Origin of the sequence: Luteimonas abyssi (assembly GCF_001482195.1) — a bacterium.
Lineage (GTDB): Bacteria > Pseudomonadota > Gammaproteobacteria > Xanthomonadales > Xanthomonadaceae > Luteimonas > Luteimonas abyssi.
Genome location: NZ_KQ759763.1, coordinates 3,816,813 through 3,838,834 on the forward strand (window position 1 = coordinate 3,816,813; position 22,022 = coordinate 3,838,834).

Sequence of the window (22,022 nt, forward strand, 5' to 3'; positions counted from 1 at the left end):
GCGGCGATGCCATAATCCCTCACATCCTCATCACGCATTCCGCTGGAGACCACCATGTCCGAGCAACAGCCTGCCGCCAACGGCAACGGCGCCACCCCGCCCGCGCAGCCCACCGGCGCGCAGTTCACCGTCGAGAAGATCTACGTCAAGGACGTCTCCTTCGAGTCGCCCAAGGCGCCGCAGATCTTCAACGAGCAGGCGCAGCCGCAGCTCAACATGAGCCTGAACCAGGCCGTGCAGCGCGTGGGCGAGAACGGCTACGAGGTGGTGCTCAAGATCACCCTGACCTGTGCGCTGGCCGAGGACAACACCGTCTACGTGGCCGAAGTGGCGCAGGCCGGCGTGTTCGGCCTGTCCGGCTTCGAGCCGGCGCAGCTCGACGCGATGCTCGGCACCCAGTGCCCGTCGGTGCTGTACCCGTACGCGCGCCAGCTGCTCGGCGAGCTGATCCAGGCCGGCGGTTTCCCGCCGTTCCTGCTGCAGCCGATCAACTTCGACGCCCTGTACGCCGAAGGCGTGCGCCAGCGCACCACGCAGCAGGCGGAAGCCAGCGGCGAGACCGTCGGCAACGCCTGATCCATGACCGCGCGACGTCCTGTCGCGGTCCTCGGGGCGGGCTCCTGGGGCACCGCGCTCGCCGCCCTCATCGCCCGCCACGACGTCCCCACGGTGCTGTGGGGGCGGGATGCCGCTGCCGTGGCCGCGATCGACCGCGACCACGTCAATGCCCGCTATCTGCCCGATATCCCGTTGCCGCCGGCGCTGCGCGCCACCGACGACCTGGCGGCGGCGCTCGACGGCGTCGGCCTCGTGCTGGTCTCGGTGCCGTCGCATGCGTTCGCGCAGACGCTCGATGCCGTCGCGCCGCTGCGGCCCGCCGACGCCGGCGTGGCCTGGGCGACCAAGGGCTTCGAACCGGGCTCGGGGCGGTTCCTGCACGAGGTCGCGGCCGATCGCTTCGGCCCCGAGGTGCCGCTCGCGGTGGTCACCGGCCCGTCGTTCGCCAAGGAGGTCGCGCTCGGCCTGCCGACCGCGTTGACGGTGCATGCGCGCGATGAGGCGTTCGCCGAACAAGTGGCCGAAGTGCTGCACGGTCCGGCGTTCCGCGCCTACACCGGCACCGACATGAGCGGTGCCGAACTGGGCGGTGCGATGAAGAACGTGCTCGCGGTGGCCACCGGTGTGGCCGATGGCATGAATCTGGGCCTCAATGCGCGCGCAGGGCTCATCACTCGCGGCCTCAACGAAATGCTGCGCCTCAACGTGGCGATGGGCGGCCGCCCCGAAACCCTGATGGGCCTGGCCGGGTTGGGCGATCTGGTGCTCACCGCCACCGGCGACCTGTCGCGCAACCGGCGCCTGGGCCTCGCGCTCGGACGTGGGCAGCCGCTGGAGGACGCAGTCCGTGCGATCGGTCAGGTGGTCGAGTCCGTGCAGACCGCCGACGAGGTGATGCGCCTGGCCGAGCGCCACGGCGTCGACCTGCCGATCGCAGCCAACGTCCGCGACGTCCTGCATGGCGACATCACACCCGCCGAAGGTCTGGCGCGGCTGATGGCGCGCGAGCGCAAGTCCGAGTATCCCGCCAAGCTGTTCGGCTGACGGAAAAAATGAACCCGGCCGTTTGACCGGCCGGGTCCAGGGCGTCGCACATCCGGGGGAGAGAGAGAACTCGGTGGGCGACGCCGACCGCGGGTGGGGAGCCCGCGGCGACGCTCTAATGGATTACTGGGTACGAATCACCAGGTGAAGCGCGGGCCGACGAACCACTGACGGTCGCCGCCGGAGAACTTCACGTCGCCGGAGATGCCCCAGTTCGGGGTGAAGCGCCACTGCGCGCCGAGGCGGCCGTAGAAGTCGTCGTCGTAGTCGCTGCCGTAATCCTCGTAGCCGGCCATCGCATAGCCTTCGAGGTTGGGCAGCAGGGCGCCACGCAGGCCGACCTCGACGCTGTAGCCGTCGGCGTCGATGCGGTTACCGAAGAAATCCCGGCCGGCGTCGAACTTCTCGTAGGCGATGCGGGTCACCAGATCGGCGTTCGGGGAGATGCCGTGGTTGTAGCCCACGCCCACGCGCCATTGGTCGAAATCGACCCTGCTGTCGTCGATCTCCTGATTCTGGTAGCCGCCGAAAACGTGGAAATTCGGATGGAACGCGATCGACGCGTTCACGCCGAAGCCATCGGCGTCCAGATCGGAGTCGGTCGCCGCATAGCCGCCTTCGACGTAGTTGTAGGACAGCGACGAGACCGACTGCGCCGAGGCCGCGAACGGCAGGGCGGCGGTCAGGCCGAGGGCGAGCAGGGAAGCGGTGATGCGGGTCATTCGGGATTTCTCTCTTGTTGTAGGACCGGCCCGGGTGATCGGAGGGGAGGGAGTGCGGTTCAGTGGCTGAGCGGCACACGGACCACCCGGGCCGGTGATCGTCATTCTGCTGACTGCGCGACAACACGAACTGAATCTTGAACCGACAGGTACAGGAACTTTACGAAAGCGGCCCTGTCGGCGCGGGCGGCGACATCGCCCATGCCACCGCATCCGACGCTAAGAGACATCGGGATCTTCGGCGTACGCATGGACATGCAGCCGTTCCACACCGCGTGTCGGCGTGATGCGTGGCAGACCCGGTGGACGCACCCGCTCTCCGGAATGCATGGCGGCCCGAGCGGCTCGATCGATTACGCTTGCCGGCCCGCACCCGGTGCGTGACGACCAGGCGCCCTGGCTCCCGCTACGATCCGATGTTCGAATTCGAGCTGCGCCCCATCCTGCATATCCTCCTGCACATCGCCGTGCCGGTCGCAGTCGCCCGGCTGTTCTGGCCGGCGTACTGGAAGCGCGCCGCGGCCTGGATGCTGGCCGGCTGGTTGATCGATATCGATCACCTGCTGGCCGATCCGATCTATGCACCCGGGCGCTGCAGCATCGGCTTCCATCCGCTGCACACCTGGCCCGCGATCGCGGCCTACGGCGCGCTGACCGTGCCGCGGCGCACCCGCTGGCTCGGCGTCGGACTGCTCATCCACATCGTGTTGGACGCCATCGATTGCGTGCTGATGTAACGCGCCGCGTCGTGGCCGGGTGCCTGTGTGCGCATCGCGACCATTGCGGATGCGTCGCTGTTTCACAGGTATCGCTGCTTTCCTCAGCTTCCGCCTTCGAAATCGAGCTGACGCCACGCCTCGAAGACCACCACCGCCACCGCGTTGGACAGATTCAAGCTGCGGTTGCCGGGCCGCATGGGCAGCCGCAGGCGTTGGTCAGCCGGCACACGCGCGAGTACGTCGTCGGGTAGACCGCATGTTTCCGAGCCGAACAGGAACGCATCGCCCTCGGCGAACGCGACGCGGTCGTGTCGCTGGCTGTTGCGCGTGGACAGCGCGAAAAGCCTGGAGGGCTCGATCTTCGTGAGCGCGGCCGACAGCGAGTCGTGCACCTGAAGCGCCGCATACTCGTGGTAGTCGAGTCCTGCACGGCGCAGACGACGATCGTCGATGTCGAAGCCCAGCGGACGGATCAGGTGCAGGCGTGCGCCGGTGTTGGCGCACAGGCGGATCACGTTTCCGGTGTTGGGCGGGATTTCGGGCTGGTAAAGCAGAACGTCGAACATCGGAAGGCCGGCCGCAGGGTCGGCACAGTGTGCCCGTTCACCAAGGAATCGGCGCACCCCGTTGGTCGAAGAAGCTGCCGGTGTCGGCGAGCGCCAGCCGGTCGATCCGTTCGAGCAGGCCGGACACCGCGTCGTCCGGCGTGAGTTCGGCGTGTTCCCCGCCCATGTCGGTACGCACCCAGCCCGGACTGACCGCGACCGCCACGATGCCGCGGGGCGCCAGCGCCTGGGCGAGCTGGACGGTGGCCATGTTCAATGCAGCCTTGCTGATCGCGTAGCTCGGCGTGCCGAAGCGGGTCGTGAGCCCGATCGCGCCGAGGCGGGACGACAGGTTCACCACGCGCGCACCGTCGGCCAGGTGCGGTGCCAGCGCCTGGGTGAGCAACACCGGCGCCACGGCATTGGTGCGGAAGCTGTGCTCCAGGGTCTCGGCCTCGAGATGGCCGAATCGTTCGCCGGCGTGCAGCACGCCGGCGTTGTTGATCAGCAGATCCAGCCGCGCGTCGCCGACGGCCAGCGGCAATTCGCGGAGCAGCTCGTCGCGCGCACGTGCATCGGTCACCTCCAGTGGCAGGACATGCAGGCGACCCGGGTGTTCGCCGGCCAGTGCATTGAGTGCGCCGGCCTTGCCCGGCTGCCGCGCCGTGGCGACGACGTGATCGCCGCGGGCGAGCAGCTGGCGGGCGAACTCGAGGCCCAGGCCGCGGTTGGCGCCGGTGATCAGGACGTGGCGGGATGTCGTCATGGCCGGCAGTCTGGGGATATCGCCGCCATCACCGCGTGACCGCGGTCTGAACGTGCATGCGGGCCGCGCGGATCGCCGCTCGTGCGTTCGGGGAGTATCCTGCCCGACGGCCGCTTTCGGCCGCCTGCCACCGGAGTCCGTCCCGATGAAGCAATCCATCCGCGTTCGCCCCGCTGCCGTCGCGGTTGCGGCCCTGTTGATGCTCGGCGCGGGCGGCTGCACCTGGGTGCACATGGCGCCGGGCGCCAGCAGCGTGCGCGTGGCCGCCTCCGAACCCACGGGCTGCGAGAAGCGCGGCGAGGTGGAGGTCTCGGTGAAGCACAGCATCGCGTTCATCGATCGCAACCAGCTCCGTGTGCGCGAGGAGCTGGAAACCCTCGCACGCAACGAGGCCCCCGGCATCGGGGCCGATACCGTGTTCCCGCTCGAGCCGCCGGCGCGGGGCAGTCAGCGCTTCGGTGCGTGGCGCTGCGGCGGCTGACATCCCGGCCGGTGGTGCCCACCGATCCATGTACGGGATCCCGCATGACCACGTCCTGGAAGGCGAAGCCCACGCCCTCCGGGGATGAAGCCGTTCCACTGACGGGTCCTGGCATCGATTCGGGTCGTCAGCAGTACGGACTGAGCGCCTGACACGCTCCGGCGGACGAGCCGCGCGCTCGTTCTTGCCGCATGGAGAAGGAATGGCAGGGCTCGCCTCTCCGAGCCGCAGAATGCCGCCGCGTGCCCGCAGCGCCACGCCATCGTGCGCCGTTCAGCCCGCTGACCGCGCGCCAATGCGCGAGTGGCCGGAAGCCGGTACCCTATGTCACCTTTTTTTAACGTTGGGGCCTCCGCCCATGCTCTTCGAACATGTCGCCATCGCCGGCCTGGCCCATATCGACGCCCCGCGGCGGCTGTCTTCCGATGAGATCAACGCGCGCCTGAAGCCCACGCTGGATCGTCTCAACATCCGCACCGACGTGCTCAAGGATATCGCCGGCATCTACGAGCGCCGGCTGTGGGACGACGACGTGCAGGCCTCCGACGCCGCCACCCTGGCCGCGGTCAAGGCACTGGCCGACGCCGGTATCGATCCCGACAAGGTCGGCCTGCTGGTCAACACGTCGGTCAGCCGCGATTACCTGGAGCCGTCCACGGCCAGCATCGTCAGCGGCAATCTCGGCCTGTCCGACACCTGCCAGAACTTCGACCTCGCCAACGCCTGCCTGGCCTTCCTCAACGGCATGGACGTGGCCAGCCGGATGATCGAGCGCGGCGAGATCGACTACGCCCTGGTCGTCGACGGCGAGACCGCCAACCTCGCCTACGAGAAGACCATCGAGCGTCTGTCCAGCCCGGACGCCACCGAAGAGGATTTCCGCAACGAACTGGCCACCCTGACCCTGGGCTGCGGCGCGGCGGCGATGGTGCTGGCACGCGCCGAACTGGCGCCGGGCGCGCCGCGTTACCGCGGTGGCGTCACCCGGGCGGCGACCGAGTGGAACACCCTGTGCCGCGGCAACCTCGACCGCATGGTCACCGACACCCGCATGCTCCTGATCGAAGGCATCAAGCTGGCGCAGAAGACGTTCGTCGCGGCGCGCGCCAAGCTCGGCTGGGCGGTGGAGGAGATGGACGAGTTCGTCATCCATCAGGTCAGCAAGGCGCACACCGCCGCCTTCATCAAGGCGTTCAACATCGATCCGAAGAAGGTCATGACCATCTTCGGCGAGCACGGCAACATCGGCCCGGCCTCGGTGCCGATCGTGCTGTCGAAGCTGCGCGAGGGCGGGCGCCTGAAGAAGGGCAGCCGCGTCGCGCTGCTGGGCATCGGCTCGGGCCTGAACTGCTCGATGGCCGAGGTGGTCTGGTAACCGACCGCGTCGCCATGCTGCGGCCGATCGGCGTTCCTGTCGACGGGCGAAGAAAAAGGCCGGCGATTCGCCGGCCTTTTGCTTTTCGATGCCGGCCGTAGGGATCGGTAGGCAGGCCTCGCGACCGATCCTTCAGTCGTTGGCCGCGCCTACCGGCTCCTCACCGGCACCGATCAGCGACTGCAGTTCGGTCTCGAGCGTGGAGATACGCTCGGCCAGGCGCGCGGCCTCGTCGGGCCCCACGTGCACCAGACCCTCGAGCAGTTCCGACAGCTGCAGCAGTCGCTGGCGTTGGTCGCGCACTTCCATGCGCGTACGACGCGCCCGGAGGTCGCCGATCTCGGCCCGCATGTGGCTGCGGCGATAGCGCTCGCGCAGCAGCATCGAGAGGCGATCGGCGATGCGGTAGTCGGCATCGCTCCACGGCACGCTGCGGCCGCGCACGGTCTCATGCCAGGCCGCGAACGAGGCGCGCGGTCCCAGACGTTTGCCCGACGCATCGAGCTGCATCGGCTCGTCGGGACGGCCGGCCCAGCGGATCTCCTCGACTTCCTCGCAGCGGAAGAAATACAGCCATTCGTCGGCACCGGGATCGAGCGGCAGTGCGAGCACGCCAGCGAGTCCATCGCCGTTGGCCTCACCCAGCCAGTCTTCGGCGCGGTGCGTGCTCAGCAGCCCCGGCCCGCTGCGCTGGTCGATCCAGCCGGCGAGCATGGGCATGGCGTCCGGGCCCGGAGTGCGACCGGCAGTGTGCCAATGTCGGTTCTGCACCAGCGCCACACCGTCGCAGCCGATCGCCTTGCGGACCAGTTCGAGCTCGCTGGTGAGCGCCAGTCGCGGGTCGCTGGCCGCATCCAGCCTGACGGCGAGGGTGTCGCGGACGCTGCGCGCATCCTCTTCGTGCGACAGCGCACTCTGCTGTTCGCGCGCGGCGATGCGCATCGAAACGAACAGGCCGAACAGATCGGCGGCCGCGCGCACGCCGGGCGACAGCTGTCGCGGTGTGCGGTGATGGCAGGCGATCAGGCCCCACAGGCGGCCGCCGGAGATCACCGAAATCGAGGCGGAGGCGGCCACGCCCATGTTGCGCATGTACTCCATGTGCACCGGCGACACGCTGCGCAGGGCATGCTGGCTGAGATCCAACGGTTGGCCGTCCGCACGGCGATCGGGCACGACCGGAACGGGCACGTACGACACATCGGGAATCACCCGCACACGATTGCGCATGTACAGCGCGCGCGCCTGCGAGGGAATGTCCGAGCCGGGATAACGCAGACCGAGATACGACGGCATCTCCGAGTCGCGCGATTCGGCGATCACCTCGCCGGCATCGTCGTGGCGGAAGCGGTAGACCATGACCCGGTCGTAGCCGGTCAGCAGGCGGACCTGTTCGGCGACCTGCTGGTTGAAGTCATCGGCTTCCTCGTTGCCGGCCAGGCGCGCGATCATCGACTGGGCGACCACCGTCGGCGAGCGCTCGCTGGACGCGCTACGCGGCTGGACTTCGATCTCCAGGTGGACCAGCCCGTCGGCGACGTGCACACCGATGTCGCACAGCTGCGCCATCGGGCCGATGTTGCCGACGGCCGCGCGTTGGGGCGGTGCGCCCAGCTCGCTGAAACCGATCGTCTCGGCGATGGGCCCGATGAGGTCCTGGGTGAAGAATTCGCGCAACGAGTGCCGCAGCATCTCCTCGACGCTGGCGCCGGTGAGTTCCTCGATATTGGCCGACACGTGCCGGATGGTCCAATCGGGCAGGGCGCAGCTGATCATGTACCCGTGCGGCTGGATCGCGCCGGACAGGTGGATCGGCTCGTTGGCGCAGGCTTGCAGGGCGCGATCGAGTTCGGGGGAATGGCTCATGGAATGGCATCCAATTGGAGCGCGCGGCGGAAGCTGGCTTCCGCCGAAGCGAACGCATCGCGCGCGCCGCGCACGAGCAGGGTGATGCGACGGTTCTGTGTCGGTTCGATCGCCGACAACCGCTTGAGCAGATTCGCCCATGCATCGCCATCGGTGTGCGCGGCAAGGAAGCGCGCGCCGTTGTCGGCATCGAAGCCGAGCTTGCGCGCATCGCGTTGCAGCAGACGCGCACCCAGACTGCTGCCGACGATGACGTACTCCCAGCCCAGTCGTTCTTCGGGCAGGCCGGCGCGACGCAGCACGCCGCGCGGCGGCAGGGCCGGCACGCCGAGCGTGGCGAGATCGCGCGCGACCCACAGGGAGCGCCGCGGAAGCTCATCCAGAACCACTTCCGCGTCGCCGAGGAACCGATGCATCGCTTGCAGATACGCGCGATACGTAGCAGCATCCTGCAGCCCGCCCTGCATCAGCGCGTCGAGACGCGCATGCGCTTCCGAGGTCGCGGACCGCAACGCGGTGCGCGAGGTGTCTTCGTGTTGGTGAAGAGCTTGTGACATGGGTCGAGCATACAGGGCGCGGGCGGTTTGCACGTTCATCTTGATGACCTGTGCTGAATGCGACAAACCGCGATAGACGGCCTCAATGGCGCCATTTTCCGGCATCGTCGCCGCGCCGTTTACAATTGCCGGCAATGTTCTGACTACGCCGCCCGGCACGCCTCGTGCACCTTCCTGACTATCCCTTTACCGGGCAGCGGATCGACGTCCGCCCCGGCGTCTTCCAGCATGTGCTCGACGAAGGCCCGCGCGATGGCGAGGTCGTCGTCATGCTGCACGGCAATCCGTCCTGGAGTTACTACTGGCGCCACCTGGTGCTGGGTCTGCGCGACCGCTATCGCTGCATCGTGCCGGACCACATCGGCATGGGGTTGTCCGACAAGCCGGGCGACGCGCGGTATGCGTACACGTTGCAATCGCGGACGGACGATCTCGAGACCGTGCTCGACCGTCTCGGCATCCACGGTCCGGTGACCCTGGCCGTACACGACTGGGGCGGCATGATCGGTTTCGGCTGGGCATTGCGGAATCCCGCGCGGGTTCGCCGCCTGGTGGTGCTCAACACCGCGGCGTTTCCGCTGCCCGCGGAAAAGCCGATGCCCTGGCAGATCGCGTTCGGCCGCGACTGGAAACTCGGCGAACTGGTGATTCGCCGGTTCAACGCGTTCTCGTCCGGCGCGTCCTGGATCGGTGTGACGCGTCGCATGCCGGCCGATGTACGGCGCGCCTATGTCGCGCCTTACGATTCGTGGGCGAATCGCATCGCCACGGTGCGCTTCATGCAGGACATTCCGCTGGGGCCGGGCGATGCCGCATGGTCGCTGCTCGAAGCCGCCGGGCAGGCGCTGCCGGGATATGCCGACCGACCGGCCTTCATCGGCTGGGGTCTGAAGGACTTCGTGTTCGACCATCATTTCCTGCGCGGCTTCCGGCAGGCGCTGCCGCAGGCGGAGGTGGACGCGTTCGAGGATGCCGGGCATTACGTGTTGGAGGACCGGCACGAGATCCTGGTGCCGCGCATCCGTGCATTCCTGGATGCTCATCCGCTGGAGTGAGGGCTGCAACAGCGGTCCACACGGGGGCTGGCATCACGCGGGCCGGCCCCGGGATTCCGATCCGATGGGCCCGGGCTCAGGCGTGGGGGGCGGTGCCCGCCATGCCGGGCGGACGGTCGTCGGCCGCTGGCGGGACCGACGCGATCGCGACACCGTTCGGTACCGCCATGTCCGTCTGCGCGCGTAGGTAATCCTGCCAGTCGGCTTCGGTGAGGACGGGGAAGCCGTGGCGGAGGCGGGCGCGATCGCATTGCCCGCTGCGCGGACCGGTGCCGTCTTCCAGCGAGGCGGGCACCTCGCGGCAGACGCTGGGTCGCTGTGGATGGATCGAGCAGCGCGCGCGCACGCCGATCTCGGCATCCAACGCGATGCAGCGTGGCGCCGCGGCCCAGGTGCCGCGCATCACCAGGCGATGGGCGTCGAGCGTTTCGGTCAGCTCGGCAGGCACTTGGCCGCCCAGTTCGGGCGCGGCCTCCGACCAGTGGAAGCCGACGCGGTAGGTGGCGCAGCAAGCGCCGCAGCTCAGGCACGGGTGGGACATGTGCGACCGCGTCGTAGGGGAGGTCCGGGGAGGTGCGGCATTCTGCGCGCGGCCCGTGCGGCCCGCAAGACGGGATGAGGGGATGAGGGGATGAGGGGATGAGGGGATCGGGCCTGCCGGAGGCGGCACGGTATCCTGTGGCGATGATGTCTCCCGAACCGTCTGCCGCGCCAGCACCGTCTCCCATCAACATCGCCGCCGTCCTGCCCCGGCTCGCCGCCGTGCATGCCGATCGCGTGGCCATGCGCTGCCCCGGCAAGGACGGTGCCTACGGCGTCGGCCTGACCTACGGCGAACTCGACGCGCGCAGCGATGCAATTGCCGCCGGGCTGGCGCTGCGCGGGATCGTCCGCGGCACCCGTACGGTGGTGATGGTGCGACCGACGCCGGAATTCTTCCTGTTGATGTTCGCGCTGTTCAAGGCGGGTGCGGTGCCGGTGCTGGTGGATCCCGGGATCGACAGGCGCGCGCTGCGGCAGTGCCTGGACGAAGCCGAGGCGGAGGCCTTCGTCGGCATCCCGCTGGCGCACGTGGCGCGCGTGGTGCTGGGTTGGGCGCGCTCGGCGACGGTCCGGATCACCACCGGCCGCCGGCGTTTGCTCGCCGATGCCACGTTGGTCGACGTCGAACGCGCAGGTGCGGGTGCCGGCCCGCAACTGGCCGACACCGGGCCGGACGATGTCGCCGGCATCCTGTTCACGAGCGGCTCCACCGGCGTGCCCAAGGGTGTGGTCTACCGGCACCGCCACTTCGTCGCGCAGATCGACATGATGCGCGAGGCGTTCGGCATCGTGCCCGGCGGCGTGGACCTGCCGACGTTCCCGCCGTTCGCGTTGTTCGATCCGGCGCTGGGCCTGACCTCGATCATCCCCGACATGGATCCGACCCGTCCGGCCTCGGCCGACCCGTTGAAGCTGCATCGGGCGATCGAGCGGTTCGGCGTCGACCAGCTGTTCGGCTCGCCCGCGTTGATGCGGGTACTGGCCGAGTACGGCAAGCCGTTGCCGGGCGTGCGTCGGGTGACCTCGGCCGGCGCGCCGGTGCCCGGCGATGTGGTCGCACGCATGCGCGAGCTGCTGCCCGACGACGCATCGTTCTGGACGCCGTACGGCGCCACCGAATGTCTGCCCGTGGCGGTGATCGAAGGCCGCGAGCTGGTCGCGCTGCGCGCGCGGACCGAGGCGGGCGAAGGCACCTGCGTCGGTCGTGCAGTCGCTCCCAATGAAATCCGCATCATCCGCATCCGCGACGATGCGATCCCGGAATGGGCACAGGCCGAGGTGCTGGCTGCGGGCGAGATCGGCGAGATCACCGTGGCCGGCCCGACGGTCACGGACACCTATTACAACCGCGAGGCGCAGACCCGGTTGGCGAAGATCGCCGAGACCCTGCCGGACGGCCGTGTGCGCACCGTGCACCGGATGGGCGATCTGGGTTGGTTCGACGGCGACGGCCGGCTGTGGTTCTGCGGCCGCAAGTCGCACCGGGTCGAGACCGCCGACGGCCCGTTGTACACCGAGCAGGTCGAGCCGGTCTTCAACACCCATCCGCAGGTCGCGCGCACCGCCCTGGTCGGGGCCGGCGAAGCCCCGCGGCAGCTGCCGGTGCTGTGCGTGGAGCTGCGCGGACGTGCCGATGCGGCCCTGCGCAATCAGGTCGCCGCGGCACTGCGCGAGATCGGCGCGCGCCACCCGCACACCGCCGGGATCGCGGTGTTCCTGTTCCATCCGGGCTTTCCGGTGGACATCCGCCACAACGCCAAGATCGGTCGGGAGGCACTCGCATCCTGGGCCAACGAACGTCTGGCGCGGCGTGCGCGTCTGGAGGGTGCGGCATGAGGGTTCTGGTGACCGGGGGCGGTGGGTTTCTGGGCCAGGCGCTGTGCCGCGGCCTGGTGGCGCAGGGCCACGAGGTCGTGAGTTTCAACCGCGGGCTGTATCCGCAGCTCGATGCAATCGGGGTCCAGCAGGCGCGGGGCGACCTGGCCGATTTCGCGGCGGTGCGCGATGCGGCGCGCGGGACCGAGGCGGTGTTCCACAACGCCGCCAAGGCCGGCGCCTGGGGCAGCTACGAGAGCTACCACGAGGCCAATGTGGTCGGGACGCGCAACGTCATCGAGGCCTGCCGGATGCACGGGATCGGCCGACTGGTCTACACCTCCACCCCGAGCGTGACCCACCGGGCCACGCATCCGGTGGAGGGCGGCACGGCCGACACCGTGCCGTATGGCGAGCATCTCAAGGCGCCCTATGCGGCCACCAAGCGCGAGGCCGAGGAGATGGTGCTGGCGGCCAATGCCGGTGACCTCGCCACCGTCGCGCTCCGTCCGCGACTGATCTGGGGTCCGGGCGACAACCAGTTGCTGCCGCGCCTGGTGGAGCGGGCCCATGCCGGGCGCCTGCGCTTCGTCGGCGACGGCCTCAACCGGATCGACACGACCTACATCGACAACGCCGCCCAGGCGCACCTGGATGCCTTCGCCCATCTCGCACCCGGTGCTGCCTGCGCCGGGCGCGCCTACTTCATCAGCAACGGCGAGCCGATGGCGGTGCGCGACATCGTCAACGCGCTCCTGGACGCGGCCGGCGCGCCGCGGGTGGACAAGACGATCCCGTTCCGGGTGGCCTATGCCGCGGGTGCGGTCTGCGAGGTGCTGTGGCCGTTGCTGCGGCGCCGGGACGAGCCGCCGATGACGCGGTTCCTCGCCGAGCAACTGGCGACCACACACTGGTACGACATGGCGCCCGCGAACCGGGATTTCGGCTACGTGCCCCGGGTCCCCATTCACGAAGGACTCACCCGGCTGAAGGCCAGCTGGGATGCCCGTGCGGCCCTCACCCGATGACGACCTGAACCTGCGCAGGATGAGCGCCACGCCACTCCCGGCCGTCATGGAGACGCTCCGATGCTCAGTTACGCCGTCATCTTCTTCGTCATCGCCATCATCGCTGCGCTGCTCGGTTTCAGTGGCATCGCCGGCGCCGCCACCAACATCGCCTGGATCCTGTTCGTCGTGTTCCTGGTCCTCGCCGTGATCTCGATGATCCGCGGTCGAAGGGTCTGACGACTGCACGTAGCGCCCGATGATCCCCCGGATCTGACGGCGCAAGCGTCGCAACACGAAGCCCGCCGTGCGTCGCCGCCGGCGGGCTTCGTCGTTCCGGCGCCGGGTGTGGACGTCTCCGCTCCATCGCGTCCTACGCCGCCATCAGCCTCCGTCCGCCCCGCCGCTACAATGCCGCCATGGCCGGACCTTCTTCTCTCCCCTTCGCGTGGAAACCGCTTGCCGGTCGCGCTCTGGAGCTTGCGCTCGAGCGCATGCTCGCGCTCGATCCCGATACCCGCGACGCGCTGCGTGCGCTCGACGGGCGCCATGTGGACATCCGGCTGGACGCGCCCGCGCTGGCACTGCGGCTGGATGTCGACGGTCAGCGGCTACGGGTCGGTCCGCTGGTCGACGATGCGCCGGCCGATCTGGCCGTGCGGGGCAGCCTCGGGGGGTTCCTCGCCCAGTTGCCGTTCCTGCAACGCGACGGCGCGACCGCGACCGGCCGGGTGCGCCTGGAAGGGGATGCGGACCTGGCCCGACGACTGCAGTCGCTCGCACGCGGTTTCGACCCGGACTGGCAACTGCCGTTCGCGCAGGTGTTCGGCGACGTGCTGGGCGTGCAGATCGCGCAGGCGGTGGCCACTGGCCTGTCCCGGGCGCGGGTGGTGGGACGGACCCTGGCCGAGAGCACCGCGGAGTACCTGACCGAAGAGTCGCGCGACGTCGTGGGGCGTCACGAGCTCGATGCCTTTTTCGACGACGTCGACGGTCTGCGCGACGGTGTGGAACGCCTGCAGGCGCGGGTGACCCGCCTGCGGCGGTCGCGCGGCGGCGGGGAGACGGCCGCATGACCGCGCTGCGTCGTGCGCTGCGCATCGCCCGGGTCCTGTTGCGCTACCGACTGGACGACCTGCTGACCGGAACCCCGGCCGAACGTTGGCTGCGTCTGGCGCGCCCGTTCGTGCCGCGTGCCTCGCGCGAGGTCGCGGCGATGCCGCCGGGCGAGCGGCTGCGGCTGGCGTTGCAGGAACTCGGGCCGATCTTCGTGAAGTTCGGGCAGATCCTGTCCACCCGGCGCGATCTGGTGCCGCCCGACATCGCCGAGCAGCTGGCCCTGCTGCAGGACCGCGTGGCCCCGTTCGACGGACAGGTCGCGTGCGGCCTGGTCGAGCGCGCGCTGGGCCTCGACATCGGCGTCGCCTTCGCCCGGTTCGACATCGCGCCGCTGGCCTCGGCCTCGGTCGCCCAGGTCCACGCCGCCACCTTGCACGGCGAGGCCGGCGTGCCCGGCCGCGAGGTGGTGGTGAAAGTGTTGCGCCCGGGCGTCGAGGGCCGGATCGCGAGCGACATCGCGTTGCTGCGCCGGATCGCCGCCCTGGTCGATCGCACCCACCCGAATGCCGACAAGATCCGCCCGCGCGAGGTCGTGGCCGAGATCGAGAACACCCTCGCCGCGGAACTCGACCTGCTGCGCGAGGGCGCCAACGCCTCGGTGCTGCGCCGGCACTGGATCGGCTCCGACGATCTCTACGTACCCGATGTCGTGTGGAGCCACACCGCGGATCGGGTCCTGACCCTGGAGCGCGTGCACGGCATTCCCAGCGACGACATCGCCGCCCTCGACGCCGCCGGCATCGACCGGCGCGCGCTGGCGGCCAAGGGGGTGCGGGTGTTCTACACCCAGGTGTTCCGCGACAATTTCTTCCACGCCGATGCGCATGCCGGCAACATCTGGGTCGATCCGGACCCCGCGCGCGTGCGCGATCCGCGCTTCATCGCCCTGGATTTCGGCATCGTCGGCCAGCTCTCGCGCGAGGACCAGTACTACCTCGCCGAGAATTTCATGGCGATCTTCAATCGCGACTACCGGCGCATCGCCGAACTGCACGTGCAGGCCGGCTGGATGCCGGCGCATGTGCGCATCGACGAACTGGAAGCGGCCACCCGTGCGGTCTGCGAGCCGTACTTCACCCGGCCGTTGTCGGAGATCTCGCTGGCGGAGGTGCTGGGCAAGCTGTTCCGCACTGCGCAGCGCTACGAACTGACCCTGCAGCCGCAACTGATCCTGCTGCAGAAGACGCTGCTGTCGATCGAGGGCCTGGGTCGCCTGCTGGATCCGAAGATCGACATCTGGGCGGTCGCGCGCCCGGTGCTGCAGAAGATCCTGCTCGAGCGCTACAGCCCGCGCCGGTTGGCCGGCGAATTCCGTCGCCGCCTGCCGGAGCTGGTCACCCACGCACCCGAGATGCCGGTGCTGCTGCACGCCTGGTTGCGGCAGCAGGTCGAGGGCCGGCACGAGCTGCAGATGCGTTCGACCGATCTGGCGGCGTTGACCGCCAGCGTGCACGGCCTGCAGCGGCGTGTGGTGGGGGCGATCGTCGGCGTCGGCCTGCTGATCGCCGCTTCGGTGCTGTATGCGCTCGAAGCCGGCGGCCCGCGCCTGGCCGACGTGCCGCTGGCGACCTGGGTGGCCGGGCTGGGCGGGGTGTGGGCGCTGTTCGCGGCCTGGCCGCGAAAGCCCCGTTGAGCCCCCCCGACGCCAAACTGCCGGAGACATCCGGACCGGACGTGCGCACATGCGCCGGGGGCGAGGCCATCGCAGCCCCGTCCGCCAGGCATGATGCGCTCGAGGGGCCTCAGGCGCCGGTGCCCGTGCTCTACCAGGATGACGTCCTGGCGGTCGTCGACAAGCCCGCCGGGCTGACCGTGCACAGCAGCAAGCTGACCGGCGCGGAGCCGACGTTCCTGGTCGACCGGCTGCGCGCGCAACTCGGCCGCCAGATCTTCCTGGCCCACCGGCTCGATCGCGCCACCAGCGGGTGCATCCTGGTCGCATTCGACCGCGCCACCGCGGGTCTGCTGGGCGAACAGTTGATGTCGCGCGAGGTCGACAAGGCGTATCTGGCCGTGTGTCGCGGCTGGCCGGCCGACGCCGGATTCACTGTCGACCATGCGCTCGACGGCGGGCCGGGAAAGCCGCAGAAGAAACCTGCCGTGACCGAATTCGAGCGCCTGGCCACCCTGGAGCTGCCGATGCCCACCGGCCAGTTCCCCACCGCGCGCTACGCGCTGCTGCGCGCCCGGCCGCTCACCGGCCGCTTCCGGCAGATCCGCAGGCACCTCAAGCACCTGTCGCATCACCTCATCGGCGACACCAGCCACGGCGACGGCCGCCACAACCGAAATTTCCGGATGCTCGGCATCCACCGGATGCTGCTGCACGCCTCGGCGCTCTCGTTCCGCCACCCGGTGGACGGGCGCATGTTGCGGGTGGAGGCCGCGGCCAGCGGCGAATTCGCGCGCGCGCTGGCGTTGTTCGAACCGCACGCCGGTCCGCTTGCCGAGGGCGTCTCGCGCCCGGAGGAGCGCTCCGAGCGCTAGCCGCGGGGCGCCCCGACCAGGACGGGCAGGGCGAACCCATGCGGTGCCTGGATGGGTCGGATCACTCCGCGGCGGTGGTCTCGCGGATGTCCTGTTCCATCTGCTGCAGCATCGGCATGACCAGCGTCTGTACCGCTTCCATGGTGTGCTGCATCAGCTGCGGCAGGCGGTCGAGCAGCTTCTGGCCGGCCTCGCTGGAATAGAAGCCGATCATCGCGTCCATGTCCTCGGCGGTGAATGTCTTGAGGTAGATGTCGCGATAGATCGGCGCCAGGCGCTCCCACGACAAGGCCTCGACGATGCGCGCGTTGCTGGTCTGCAGGACCTCGGTCAAACGCGCGCGTTCGGCGTCCTCGATCTCCTGGCCGGCGGTGAGCTGCGCCAGCATCTGCTGCTGGGACATCTGGATCTGCGGCAGGATCGCGTCGACCGTTTCCCGGGCGCGCATCACCTCCATCAGGCGGTCGGCCTGGGCGGGCGTGCCGTCCTGGGCGTTGGCGGCGACCGGGGCCAGGACCAGGGCGGCGAGCAGGGCGAAGCAGCGGAACATCGAAGACATGGCGCGTCCTTGTCGAAAAACGGAAATGGATGGTCCGGGCCGCGGCCCGGCGCGTCAAATCCGCGGCCCGGGCCATCCGGATCGGGCGCGGTGTCGTCCGCGGCCGACCTCCGGGCCTGGTGCGTCAGACGCCCATGTAGCGGCCGGGACGATGGTTGAACATCAGTACCAGGCTCAGAACCAGGGCGCCGATGGCCGAATACAGCACCTGGCGCGGCTCGAACAGCAACAGCGCCACCGCCATCAGCGAGGTATCGAACGCCATCTGGATCCGGCCGGCGCTCCAGCCCCGCGTGCGTTGCAGGTAGACCGCCAGGATCCCCAGGCCGCCGAGGCTGGCGCGATGGCGGATGAAGAACAGGATCCCGAGACCGGTCAGCGCGCCGCCCACGATGGCCGAGTAGAGCGGGGTCATGTGCGCATAGCCGGCCCACTCGGGCAGCCGGTCGGCGAGAAACCCGACCGCGGCCACCGCGGCAAAGGTCTTGAGGGTGAACTCCCAGCCCATGCGCCGTACCGACAGCCAGTAGAACGGCAGGTTGACCAGCACGAACAACAGACCGAACGCCCAGCCCAGGGCGTGATGCAGCATCAGCGCCACGCCGGCCATCCCGCCGATGACCAGTCCGCCCTGCGCGAAGACGGCCAGCCCCAGCGATGCGGTGAGCGTGGCCAGCAGCAAACCCTGCACGTCTTCCACGGGCGTATGCCGGCCGAGGGCCGCCTGTGCGGCGGTGCCGGCGGAGTCCGGCGGCGGCGTCAGCGGGCCGGAGGTCAGCGGCGGGCTGTGCGCCGGGTCGTGGTCGTCACCGTCGGGCGGCAACGAGGAAATGGAAGAATCGGAGGTCTTCATGGGGAAATGTGCTGCGGTGCAACATGATCGCAGCGGGTCGCAGCCGCGACAATCCCCGGTCTGATGTCTTGCATGAATTGCCAATACCGACCTCGCATCGCGTGGCGCCTGCAGTGCGCGTACGTCCCGCCCGGGTGTGCGCGCGCATGAGTACGCGCGAAATCCGGATTCCGGAGAGCGAGCTCGTCGAGCGCTTCGTGCGTGCCAGCGGCCCGGGCGGACAGAACGTCAACAAGGTCGCGACCGCGGTCGAGTTGCGCTTCGACATCGCCGGCTCGCCCTCGCTGGACGAGGCCCTGCGCGTGCGCCTGCTCGCCCGGCGCGATCGCCGGGTGACCGCGGAGGGCGTGCTGGTGATCAGCGCGCAGCGCTTCCGCACCCAGGAGCGCAACCGCGAAGATGCGCGCGCGCGGCTGCAGGCGTTCGTGGATGCGGGTCTGCACGTGGCCGCACCCCGTGTCGCCACGCGTCCCACCCGTGCGTCGAAGCAACGTCGGCTCGACGGCAAGCGGGTCCGCAGCGATCTCAAACGCGGTCGTGGCCGCGGCCGAACCGACTGGAGCGATTGATTTGGATCCGACCCCCCAACGCCAGGACGATGTCCTGATTCCATTGCCGCCCAACGCCCCCCGGGTGAAATTCAACCGGTTCACGCGCTGGGGCGGTCGTACGATCCTGCGTGCGGGCGGCTGGCGGATGGTGGGCGAATTCCCGGACATCCCGCGGCTGGTGATGATCGGCGCGCCGCACTCGTCGAACTGGGACGGCCTGTGGGCGTTCGGTGCCAAGGCGGGGCTGGGGCTGGATGTCCGCATCCTCGGCAAGGACTCGTTGTTCCGGGTGCCGGTGCTCGGCTGGATGCTGCGGCAGCTGGGCGTGATCCCGGTCGACCGGGCGGCCGCCAGCGGCGTGATCAAACAGGCCGCGCAGCTCATCCGCGGCCACGAGCGTTTCTGGTACGGGCTGGCGCCGGAAGGCACCCGCAGCCGCGTCGAGCATTGGAAGACCGGCTTCTGGAAGATCGCCAAGGCCGCGGACGTGCCGGTGCTGCCGGTGTACTTCCACTATCCCGACCGGATCATCGGCGTCGGCCCGCTGTTTCATCTCGGCGACGACATGGCCGCCGACATGGCCGAGATCCGGGCCTGGTACCGGCCGTGGATGGGCAAGAACCGCGGGACGCTGTGAGTGCCGTATCGTCTCAGCGCGTCGAGTGCCCACTGTCGTAGTAATCGCGGCGGGCGAACAGGTCCGGCTTGATCAGCTCCACGAACGCGCGCGCCTGCGGCGACAGATATTTCCCCTTGCGCACCACTACCCCGTAGCTGCGGCGCGGGAACCAGCGTGCGAGCGAGCGCGCGGCCAGCCGTTCGCGGTCGCTGTCGTCCAGACACATGGCGGTGACGATGCTGACGCCCATGCCCATGGCCACATAGCGCTTGATCACCTCCCAGCCGCCGACTTCCAGCGCGACCGTGTACGGCACCCGATGCTGGTGGAAGACCATGTCGACCAGCCGATAGGTGGTCAGCCGCCGCGGCGGCAGGATGAGCCCGTACGGCGACAGGTCGTCCAGACCGAGATCGGCCTTGGCCGCCAGCGGGTGGCCGGGTGGGGTGATCAGCATCGGGTCGAAGTGATAGACCGGGGCGTAATCGAGGTCGGCCGGCACGTCGAGCATCGAGCCGACCGCGAGATCCACCGCGTCCTGGCGCAGCAGGTCGAGCCCGCCTTCGCCGGTGACGTTGTGCAGGCTCAGCCGGACATCGGGCTGGGTTTCGCGGTAGGCGACGATGATCGGCGGCAGCAGGTGCAGGATGGTGGCGGTGCCTGCGGCGATCTGCAGTTCGCCCGCATCCAGCCCGCGCAGCTGGTCCTGGAAGGTGGTGTTCAATCCGTCGAACTGCTCGACAAGCGGCCGGGCCAACGCGTACAGCGCCTCGCCCTCGCGAGTGGGCACCAGACGGCGACCGCTGCGTTCGAGCAGGCGGACACCGAGCTCCCTTTCCAACGCCTGCAGCTGCAGGGTCACGGCGGGCTGGCTGACGAAAAGCGTCTCCGCTGCCCGTGAAACGGAGCCGAGGCGCGCCACCTGACAAAACGCGCGAAGCGGCTTCAGGCGGTCTCCCTTGTAGGCGAAGCGGGGTGTAGACGTTTGTTTTCGCGGACTTTTCTTCGTCATATCAGTCCATCTTATAAGTAGGATTGATAAAACTGGTTTGTCAAATACTGTACTCCGGCGGATGGTGAAAACCAGCCCACCCCGGAGTCACCGCATGTCCGCCGTCCTCCAGCCCCTCGCCGATGTCGTGGACCACCCGTCCGATGCGGACGACATCCTCCCGCCCGAGGCCATCGCCCTGCTCGGCGATCTTCACCGTCGCTTCGAGTCGCGCCGCCAGCGTCTGCTGATCGAGCGGCAGGCCCGTCAGGCACGGTTCGATGCGGGCGCCGTGCCCGGGTTCCGCGACGACACGCGTTCCATCCGCGAGGCGTCCTGGCAGGTCGCGCCGCTGCCCGCGGCGCTGCAGGACCGCCGCGTCGAGATCACCGGACCGGTGGATCCGAAGATGGTCATCAACGCCTTGAACGCCGGCGCGAACTGCTACATGGCCGATTTCGAGGATTCGACCGCGCCCACCTGGGCCAACCTGCTCGCCGGCCAGCGGGCCCTGCGCGACGCGGTCGCCGGCACGCTGACGTTCGTCAGCCCCGAGGGCAAGCGATACGCGCTGCGCCCGTTCGAAGAGCAGGCGGTGCTGATCGTGCGGCCGCGCGGCTGGCACCTCGACGAGAAGCACGTCCACGTGGACGGCGAGCGTCTGTCCGGCGCGCTGTTCGATGCGGCCGTGTTCGCCTTTCACAACGCGGCGGCGCTCATGTCGAAGGACCGCGGCCCCTACTTCTACCTGCCCAAGCTGCAGTCGATGGAAGAGGCGCAGCTCTGGGAGGAGGTGTTGGCGCAGATCGAGCGAAGCCTCGATCTGCCGGCCGGGCAGATCAAGGTCACCGTGCTGATCGAAACCCTGCCGGCCGTGTTCGAGATGGACGAAATCCTGCACGCCCTGCGCACGCGGATAGCCGGACTGAACTGCGGACGCTGGGACTACATTTTTTCGTACATCAAGACCTTCCGCCGCCACCGCGACAAGGTGCTGCCCGAGCGCGGTCAGGTGACGATGACCCAGCCGTTCCTCAAGGCCTACTCCGACCTGCTGATCCAGACCTGCCATCGTCGCGGTGCGCACGCGATGGGCGGCATGGCCGCGCAGATCCCGGTCGCCCACGACGCGGTCGCCCACGACGCGGCTATGGCGCGGGTGCGCGCCGACAAGCTGCGCGAGGTGACCGCCGGCCACGACGGCACCTGGGTCGCGCATCCGGGGCTGATCCCGCTGGCGCGCGATATCTTCGACGAGCGCATGCCGACCCTGCACCAGCACCACATCGGCCGCGAGGACGTGTTGGTCGGCGGCGACGAGCTGATCGCGCCGTCGCCCGGCTCGATCACCCGCAAGGGCTTCGAAGGCAACATCGAGGTCTGCGTGCGCTATCTCGCGGCATGGCTGTCGGGCAATGGCTGCGTGCCGATCCACGGGATGATGGAGGATGCGGCCACCGCCGAGATCGCACGTGCGCAGTTGTGGCAATGGCTGCATCACACCGATCCGCGCCCGCAGGCCGGTCCCGGATCGGACCCCCCATCCGGCCAGCGTGTGCCGCCGGTCTGCCTGGACGATGGCACGCCGATCGACTTCGTGCTGTTCGACGCGGCGTTGCTGAGCCTGCCCTCGCGTCTGCAGCGCGAACAGGTTCTCGGACTGGACCGCGTGCCCGAAGCCATCGGCATGCTCGAACGCCTGACCCGCGCCGACACCCTGGCCGACTTCCTGACCCTGCCCGCGTACGAGCGGCTCGACGGTTGAGTCGCGTCGTCCTCCTTCCCCTCAC

At 69.2% G+C, this 22,022-nt stretch carries 24 protein-coding genes; 15 read left to right on the forward strand and 9 right to left on the reverse strand.

Annotated elements, in window-relative coordinates; genetic code table 11:
* Positions 1 to 54 precede the first annotated feature (54 nt).
* Both secB and RG19_RS16365 read left to right on the forward strand, forming a co-directional pair.
* Positions 55 to 576 (forward strand): protein-export chaperone SecB, encoded by a 522-nt coding sequence (secB, locus tag RG19_RS16360; protein ID WP_058836203.1) that lies wholly within the window; start codon positions 55 to 57, stop codon positions 574 to 576.
* Positions 577 to 579: 3 nt separating this feature from the next.
* Positions 580 to 1,602 carry an NAD(P)H-dependent glycerol-3-phosphate dehydrogenase gene (locus RG19_RS16365; protein WP_058836204.1) on the forward strand — a complete coding sequence of 341 codons (1,023 nt, stop codon included), beginning with the start codon at positions 580 to 582 and terminating at the stop codon, positions 1,600 to 1,602.
* Between the two features lie 137 nt (positions 1,603 to 1,739).
* On the opposite strand, the gene RG19_RS16370 is transcribed toward RG19_RS16365, so the two are convergent.
* Entirely contained in the window at positions 1,740 to 2,315 is a 576-nt protein-coding gene (locus RG19_RS16370) for an OmpO family porin (protein ID WP_202905385.1), read from the reverse strand.
* A 425-nt stretch (positions 2,316 to 2,740) separates the two neighbouring features.
* Between RG19_RS16370 and RG19_RS16375 the strand changes: the two genes are divergently transcribed.
* Complete coding sequence (locus RG19_RS16375; protein WP_058836206.1) at positions 2,741 to 3,061, forward strand: DUF6122 family protein; 321 nt, start codon at positions 2,741 to 2,743, stop codon at positions 3,059 to 3,061.
* Between the two features lie 83 nt (positions 3,062 to 3,144).
* Here RG19_RS16375 and RG19_RS16380 read toward each other — a convergent pair whose 3' ends face one another.
* Both RG19_RS16380 and RG19_RS16385 read right to left on the reverse strand, forming a co-directional pair.
* Positions 3,145 to 3,609 carry a tRNA (cytidine(34)-2'-O)-methyltransferase gene (locus tag RG19_RS16380; protein ID WP_058836207.1) on the reverse strand — a complete coding sequence of 155 codons (465 nt, stop codon included), beginning with the start codon at positions 3,607 to 3,609 and terminating at the stop codon, positions 3,145 to 3,147.
* Between the two features lie 37 nt (positions 3,610 to 3,646).
* On the reverse strand, positions 3,647 to 4,354 hold the full coding sequence (locus RG19_RS16385; RefSeq protein WP_058836208.1) for an SDR family oxidoreductase: 708 nt from the start codon (positions 4,352 to 4,354) through the stop codon (positions 3,647 to 3,649).
* A 145-nt stretch (positions 4,355 to 4,499) separates the two neighbouring features.
* Between RG19_RS16385 and RG19_RS16390 the strand changes: the two genes are divergently transcribed.
* Positions 4,500 to 4,835 (forward strand): DUF4156 domain-containing protein, encoded by a 336-nt coding sequence (locus tag RG19_RS16390; protein WP_425599714.1) that lies wholly within the window; start codon positions 4,500 to 4,502, stop codon positions 4,833 to 4,835.
* A 358-nt stretch (positions 4,836 to 5,193) separates the two neighbouring features.
* Positions 5,194 to 6,210: a 3-oxoacyl-ACP synthase III gene (locus RG19_RS16395; protein ID WP_058836209.1), complete on the forward strand. Its 1,017-nt coding sequence runs from the start codon at positions 5,194 to 5,196 to the stop codon at positions 6,208 to 6,210.
* A 132-nt stretch (positions 6,211 to 6,342) separates the two neighbouring features.
* Here the strand turns inward: RG19_RS16395 and RG19_RS16400 are convergent, their stop codons facing one another.
* Positions 6,343 to 8,076, reverse strand: coding sequence for a GAF domain-containing protein (locus RG19_RS16400; protein WP_058836210.1), 1,734 nt, complete (start codon positions 8,074 to 8,076; stop codon positions 6,343 to 6,345).
* Entirely contained in the window at positions 8,073 to 8,768 is a 696-nt protein-coding gene (locus tag RG19_RS17945; protein WP_162267097.1) for a biliverdin-producing heme oxygenase, read from the reverse strand. Before RG19_RS17945 ends, RG19_RS16400 begins: the two co-directional genes overlap by 4 nt.
* A gap of 29 nt (positions 8,769 to 8,797) precedes the next feature.
* On the opposite strand from RG19_RS17945, the gene RG19_RS16410 reads away from it, so the two are divergent.
* Entirely contained in the window at positions 8,798 to 9,688 is an 891-nt protein-coding gene (locus RG19_RS16410; protein ID WP_058836212.1) for an alpha/beta fold hydrolase, read from the forward strand.
* 76 nt (positions 9,689 to 9,764) lie between these two features.
* Here RG19_RS16410 and RG19_RS16415 read toward each other — a convergent pair whose 3' ends face one another.
* Positions 9,765 to 10,229, reverse strand: coding sequence for a YkgJ family cysteine cluster protein (locus RG19_RS16415; protein WP_082672742.1), 465 nt, complete (start codon positions 10,227 to 10,229; stop codon positions 9,765 to 9,767).
* Positions 10,230 to 10,372: 143 nt separating this feature from the next.
* Here RG19_RS16415 and oleC point away from each other — a divergent pair, with 143 nt between their 5' ends.
* From oleC to RG19_RS16440, 6 genes are all read left to right on the forward strand, one after another.
* Complete coding sequence (oleC, locus tag RG19_RS16420; RefSeq protein ID WP_274377952.1) at positions 10,373 to 12,067, forward strand: olefin beta-lactone synthetase; 1,695 nt, start codon at positions 10,373 to 10,375, stop codon at positions 12,065 to 12,067.
* Entirely contained in the window at positions 12,064 to 13,074 is a 1,011-nt protein-coding gene (gene oleD / locus RG19_RS16425) for a 2-alkyl-3-oxoalkanoate reductase (RefSeq protein ID WP_058836213.1), read from the forward strand. The genes oleC and oleD overlap by 4 nt, the downstream gene beginning before the upstream one ends.
* A gap of 60 nt (positions 13,075 to 13,134) precedes the next feature.
* The gene (locus RG19_RS17380; RefSeq protein WP_082672743.1) at positions 13,135 to 13,293 is read left to right on the forward strand and encodes a DUF1328 domain-containing protein; all 159 of its coding nucleotides are present in this window, start codon (positions 13,135 to 13,137) and stop codon (positions 13,291 to 13,293) included.
* Positions 13,294 to 13,472: 179 nt separating this feature from the next.
* Positions 13,473 to 14,129, forward strand: a complete 657-nt coding sequence (locus RG19_RS16430) for a ubiquinone biosynthesis accessory factor UbiJ (protein WP_058836214.1) — start codon at positions 13,473 to 13,475, stop codon at positions 14,127 to 14,129.
* Positions 14,126 to 15,805 carry a ubiquinone biosynthesis regulatory protein kinase UbiB gene (gene ubiB / locus RG19_RS16435; protein ID WP_058836215.1) on the forward strand — a complete coding sequence of 560 codons (1,680 nt, stop codon included), beginning with the start codon at positions 14,126 to 14,128 and terminating at the stop codon, positions 15,803 to 15,805. The genes RG19_RS16430 and ubiB overlap by 4 nt, the downstream gene beginning before the upstream one ends.
* Positions 15,806 to 15,873: 68 nt before the next feature.
* A complete protein-coding gene (locus tag RG19_RS16440; RefSeq protein ID WP_058836697.1) occupies positions 15,874 to 16,659 on the forward strand; it encodes a pseudouridine synthase in 786 nt (261 codons plus the stop codon).
* A 61-nt stretch (positions 16,660 to 16,720) separates the two neighbouring features.
* On the opposite strand, the gene RG19_RS16445 is transcribed toward RG19_RS16440, so the two are convergent.
* Both RG19_RS16445 and RG19_RS16450 read right to left on the reverse strand, forming a co-directional pair.
* Positions 16,721 to 17,218 (reverse strand): DUF2059 domain-containing protein, encoded by a 498-nt coding sequence (locus RG19_RS16445; protein ID WP_058836216.1) that lies wholly within the window; start codon positions 17,216 to 17,218, stop codon positions 16,721 to 16,723.
* A 124-nt stretch (positions 17,219 to 17,342) separates the two neighbouring features.
* Entirely contained in the window at positions 17,343 to 18,071 is a 729-nt protein-coding gene (locus RG19_RS16450; RefSeq protein WP_082672744.1) for a YitT family protein, read from the reverse strand.
* Positions 18,072 to 18,217: 146 nt separating this feature from the next.
* On the opposite strand from RG19_RS16450, the gene arfB reads away from it, so the two are divergent.
* Together arfB and RG19_RS16460 are read left to right on the forward strand one after the other, a co-directional pair.
* Complete coding sequence (arfB, locus tag RG19_RS16455) at positions 18,218 to 18,640, forward strand: alternative ribosome rescue aminoacyl-tRNA hydrolase ArfB (protein ID WP_058836217.1); 423 nt, start codon at positions 18,218 to 18,220, stop codon at positions 18,638 to 18,640.
* A gap of 1 nt (position 18,641) precedes the next feature.
* Positions 18,642 to 19,259 (forward strand): lysophospholipid acyltransferase family protein, encoded by a 618-nt coding sequence (locus RG19_RS16460; protein ID WP_274377953.1) that lies wholly within the window; start codon positions 18,642 to 18,644, stop codon positions 19,257 to 19,259.
* A gap of 13 nt (positions 19,260 to 19,272) precedes the next feature.
* Here RG19_RS16460 and RG19_RS16465 read toward each other — a convergent pair whose 3' ends face one another.
* Entirely contained in the window at positions 19,273 to 20,253 is a 981-nt protein-coding gene (locus tag RG19_RS16465; protein WP_058836218.1) for a LysR family transcriptional regulator, read from the reverse strand.
* Between the two features lie 94 nt (positions 20,254 to 20,347).
* Between RG19_RS16465 and aceB the strand changes: the two genes are divergently transcribed.
* The gene (aceB, locus tag RG19_RS16470; RefSeq protein ID WP_058836219.1) at positions 20,348 to 21,997 is read left to right on the forward strand and encodes a malate synthase A; all 1,650 of its coding nucleotides are present in this window, start codon (positions 20,348 to 20,350) and stop codon (positions 21,995 to 21,997) included.
* The last annotated feature ends 25 nt before the right edge of the window (positions 21,998 to 22,022 follow it).

Coding starts and splice junctions, on each gene's coding strand:
- RG19_RS16385 (WP_058836208.1), bottom strand. CDS start 4,354: ATGACGACATCCCGCCACGTCCTGATCACCGGCGCCAACCGCGGCCTG.
- oleC (WP_274377952.1), top strand. CDS start 10,373: ATGATGTCTCCCGAACCGTCTGCCGCGCCAGCACCGTCTCCCATCAAC.
- RG19_RS16415 (WP_082672742.1), bottom strand. CDS start 10,229: ATGTCCCACCCGTGCCTGAGCTGCGGCGCTTGCTGCGCCACCTACCGC.
- aceB (WP_058836219.1), top strand. CDS start 20,348: ATGTCCGCCGTCCTCCAGCCCCTCGCCGATGTCGTGGACCACCCGTCC.
- RG19_RS16465 (WP_058836218.1), bottom strand. CDS start 20,253: ATGACGAAGAAAAGTCCGCGAAAACAAACGTCTACACCCCGCTTCGCC.
- RG19_RS16430 (WP_058836214.1), top strand. CDS start 13,473: ATGGCCGGACCTTCTTCTCTCCCCTTCGCGTGGAAACCGCTTGCCGGT.
- RG19_RS16365 (WP_058836204.1), top strand. CDS start 580: ATGACCGCGCGACGTCCTGTCGCGGTCCTCGGGGCGGGCTCCTGGGGC.
- RG19_RS16390 (WP_425599714.1), top strand. CDS start 4,500: ATGAAGCAATCCATCCGCGTTCGCCCCGCTGCCGTCGCGGTTGCGGCC.
- oleD (WP_058836213.1), top strand. CDS start 12,064: ATGAGGGTTCTGGTGACCGGGGGCGGTGGGTTTCTGGGCCAGGCGCTG.
- secB (WP_058836203.1), top strand. CDS start 55: ATGTCCGAGCAACAGCCTGCCGCCAACGGCAACGGCGCCACCCCGCCC.
- RG19_RS16400 (WP_058836210.1), bottom strand. CDS start 8,076: ATGAGCCATTCCCCCGAACTCGATCGCGCCCTGCAAGCCTGCGCCAAC.
- RG19_RS17380 (WP_082672743.1), top strand. CDS start 13,135: ATGCTCAGTTACGCCGTCATCTTCTTCGTCATCGCCATCATCGCTGCG.
- arfB (WP_058836217.1), top strand. CDS start 18,218: ATGAGTACGCGCGAAATCCGGATTCCGGAGAGCGAGCTCGTCGAGCGC.
- RG19_RS16375 (WP_058836206.1), top strand. CDS start 2,741: ATGTTCGAATTCGAGCTGCGCCCCATCCTGCATATCCTCCTGCACATC.
- ubiB (WP_058836215.1), top strand. CDS start 14,126: ATGACCGCGCTGCGTCGTGCGCTGCGCATCGCCCGGGTCCTGTTGCGC.
- RG19_RS16445 (WP_058836216.1), bottom strand. CDS start 17,218: ATGTCTTCGATGTTCCGCTGCTTCGCCCTGCTCGCCGCCCTGGTCCTG.
- RG19_RS16380 (WP_058836207.1), bottom strand. CDS start 3,609: ATGTTCGACGTTCTGCTTTACCAGCCCGAAATCCCGCCCAACACCGGA.
- RG19_RS16450 (WP_082672744.1), bottom strand. CDS start 18,071: ATGAAGACCTCCGATTCTTCCATTTCCTCGTTGCCGCCCGACGGTGAC.
- RG19_RS16395 (WP_058836209.1), top strand. CDS start 5,194: ATGCTCTTCGAACATGTCGCCATCGCCGGCCTGGCCCATATCGACGCC.